Source organism: Nocardia barduliensis (assembly GCF_013315795.1).
GTDB classification, from domain to species: domain Bacteria; phylum Actinomycetota; class Actinomycetes; order Mycobacteriales; family Mycobacteriaceae; genus Nocardia; species Nocardia barduliensis.
This window is the reverse complement of sequence record NZ_JABLTE010000234.1, coordinates 1-3,086: the sequence shown is the minus strand read 5'-3', so window position 1 is coordinate 3,086 and position 3,086 is coordinate 1. Positions and strand designations below refer to the sequence as shown.

Here is a 3,086-nt window from a genome sequence, read left to right as displayed (position 1 = left end):
GGACTGTCGGAACAACGGCGGATTTGACCTTGGTCTGACTGGCCGGACCTGACGGTTCGGCGGGAAGGATCGAGCAGTGTCGGAGACACTCGACGCCGTGGCGAAGAAGGACGCGGCGGATACCAAGAAGCTGGCCGAGCAACTGCTGAAGCAGGCCAAGGAACAGGGCATCGACCTGGTCGGCCCGGGTGGGCTGCTCAACCAGCTGACCAAGACCGTGCTCGAGACCGCGTTGGAAGCGGAGATGACCGAGCATGTCGGCTACGAGAAACACGACCCAGCCGGGCGCGGATCAGGGAACTCTCGCAACGGAACGCGCTCGAAAACGGTGGTCACCGAGATCGGTCCGGTCGAGATCGACGTGCCGCGTGACACCAGCTCGACATTCGAACCGAAGATCGTCAGGAAACGTCAGCGGCGGCTGTCGGGGGTCGATGAGATCGTGTTGTCGCTGACCGCGAAGGGGTTGACGACCGGGGAGATCTCGGCGCATTTCGCTGAGATCTACGGCGCTTCGGTGTCCAAGGACACCGTTTCCGCGATTACCGACAAGGTGGTCGCGGAGATGACCGACTGGTGCAACCGGCCTCTCGATCGCGTGTATCCGGTCGTGTTCATCGATGCCATCCACGTGAAGATCAGGGCTCTGGCGCAAACCTCGTGATGTTCAGTTCGTGTGCAGGAGTGCGCGTTTGCGGAGTAGGTCGAGGTTGGCGCGGCCGAACATCTGGCGTTTGATCATTTTGATGCGGTTGATGTGGCCTTCGACGGGCCCGGAGCTGTGGGGCAGGGTCAGGCCGTTGCGGACGGCGTCGATGTCACGGCGCAGGTTGCGGGCGAACGACGCGATCGCTGTCAGCTGGTCTTTCTCGACCGTGCTGATCCAGGCCTCGAGACAGTGGCCGCGGAGGCGGGTCATCATGACCGCGAAGTCTTCGACATGGATCGCGAGCCGCTTCAGGTCTTTGTTGTGTTTGGAAAGGCGCTGCAAGTTGTCGCTGTCGTCTTCGGCGAGGTTGGCGGGGTCGGTCATGATCCATCGGGTCATGTCACGAACCGACGGCGGCCGCGGCGCGGGAACCGCGGTCTGGCCGGTCCCGGTGCGGAACCGGCGCAGGTAGCGTTGCACCTGCTGCTCGGTGCCGGGATATCCCATGCCCGCGATCTCGCGAGTGAGCGCAGCGGCGTTGCGGATGCCATCGTTCCAGCGTTGGTGCAGGTGCTCGTGATACCCGTCGAGGATGCTCGAGCGCTGCTGGTTCTTGGCGATCAAGGGATCGACCGTCATTGAACTGGCGAATTTCCGCACTGTCGCCGGGTGCAGGCCCAGCTCACGAGCAATCGCCGATTTGCTGAGGCCTTGATCGAGCAGCCGGTGAACCGCGGCGTGATGATGGCGGAAGCGTCGAACCACCTTCAGTTCGGCATGCTGCACGACCGGCGGTGGCTGGCTGGATCGCCCAGCGGACGCCTGCGCCGCCAAGGTCGCGGCAAGATCGCGGCGGATCATCGAGAGGTCCTTCTCGACCGCTTGGCCGAGGTTCTGCCACAGATGAAACCTGTCAGCGACTTGCAGCGCGTCCGGGGCGCCTTGGCGTGCTCCCTCGGCATACCCACCGGCGCGGTCCCGGCAGATGATCTGTGGCAGCGGCCGGGCGCGCAGCCAGGCAGCCAGGGCGTCACCGTCACGGCCGTCGATGAGGTCGACCGGCCGGTGGGTGTCGAGATCGACCATGACGGTGCCGTAGCGGTGGCCGCGCCGGAAGGCGAAATCATCGACACCCAGCACCGTCACCGGGCCGATCGGTGGGTCCGGCAACCCGCGGACCAGCCGAATGAGTGTGTCCCGGCTGGCCGACAGCCCCAGCCGCTGCGCAAGTCGCGCACCGGCGCGCCCAGCCATCGCCAACCCGATCGCAACAAGCATCGAGGTCAGTCGGCTCGTTCGTCGTGACCATTTCACGGTCAAACTGGCAACCTGCTCGGCGAAAGTCTTGGCTGAGCAGTTCGTGTTGGTGCAGAAGAACCGGCGCACCGTCAGCCGCAAGACCAACCCCCGACCGGCGATCGCCGCATCGGCAAGCTTGCGCCGATAGCGAGAATGCACACGCGTCGAGATCGATTCACATCGCGGACACCGAGCAGTCGGTGAGACGACCACCGCTTCGATGACGATCATCTCGCCCTCACCGAGGACCTGCCCGATCGACAGATCATCCAAGTGCGGCAACAACTTCCGAACAAGATCACCCGAACACGCCCGCCATCACTACCAGCAACCGTCGCAATCCGCGAACGCCGGAACCGGCGAGTCACGAGAATTGCGCCAGAGCCAAGATCAGGGATGGCCAGGTCACCAACCGTCCGATCTACGTGGTCATCGGTGTCACCGTGGCCGGTGAGCGCGACATCCTGGGGTTGTGGGCCGGCGACGGCGGCGAGGGCGCCAAGTTTTGGCTGGCTGTGCTGACCGAGATCAAGAACCGTGGCGTCGCCGATGTGTGCATCGGCGTCTGCGATGGGCTCAAAGGCTTGCCGGAGGCGATCACCACCGTCTGGGAACGGACGATCGTGCAAACGTGTGTGATCCATCTGCTGCGCAACTCTTTCCGATACGCCGCCCGGCAGTATTGGGACCAGATGAGTCGTGATCTCAAGCCGGTCTACACCGCACCGACCGAAGCCGCGGCAAAAGAGCGGTTCGGTGAGTTCGCCACAAAGTGGTGGCCACGGTATCCGGCGATCGTCAGATTGTGGGAGAACGCGTGGAGTGAGTTCGTGCCTTTCCTCGACTACGACGTCGAGATAAGGCGGGTCATCTGCTCCACCAATGCCATCGAGTCCCTCAACGCCCGCTATCGCAGGGCGGTGCGAGCGCGCGGGCATTTCCCGACCGAGCAGGCGGCGCTGAAGTGCCTGTATCTGGTGACCCGCTCGCTGGACCCCACCGGGCGCGGCCGGGCACGATGGGCAATGAGGTGGAAGCCCGCACTGAACGCGTTCGCTATCACCTTCGAAGGCCGGATCACCCCGACCGGAAACTAACCAACACCGGGGTCAGATCCGCCGTTTACCCGACAGTCCCC

Annotated in this window: 1 protein-coding gene and 2 pseudogenes; 2 read left to right on the top strand and 1 reads right to left on the bottom strand. The window is 64.0% G+C overall.

Annotated elements, in window-relative coordinates:
* Positions 1-76 precede the first annotated feature (76 nt).
* Positions 77-643: pseudogene (locus HOV91_RS38805) on the top strand (transposase); the annotation flags it as partial.
* Positions 644-667: 24 nt separating this feature from the next.
* Here the strand turns inward: HOV91_RS38805 and HOV91_RS38800 are convergent.
* Positions 668-2,233 carry an ISL3 family transposase gene (locus tag HOV91_RS38800; RefSeq protein ID WP_438822732.1) on the bottom strand — a complete coding sequence of 522 codons (1,566 nt, stop codon included), beginning with the start codon at positions 2,231-2,233 and terminating at the stop codon, positions 668-670.
* 101 nt (positions 2,234-2,334) lie between these two features.
* On the opposite strand from HOV91_RS38800, the pseudogene HOV91_RS38795 reads away from it, so the two are divergent.
* Positions 2,335-3,045, top strand: a pseudogene (locus tag HOV91_RS38795) (IS256 family transposase); the annotation flags it as partial.
* Between the last annotated feature and the right edge of the window lie 41 nt (positions 3,046-3,086).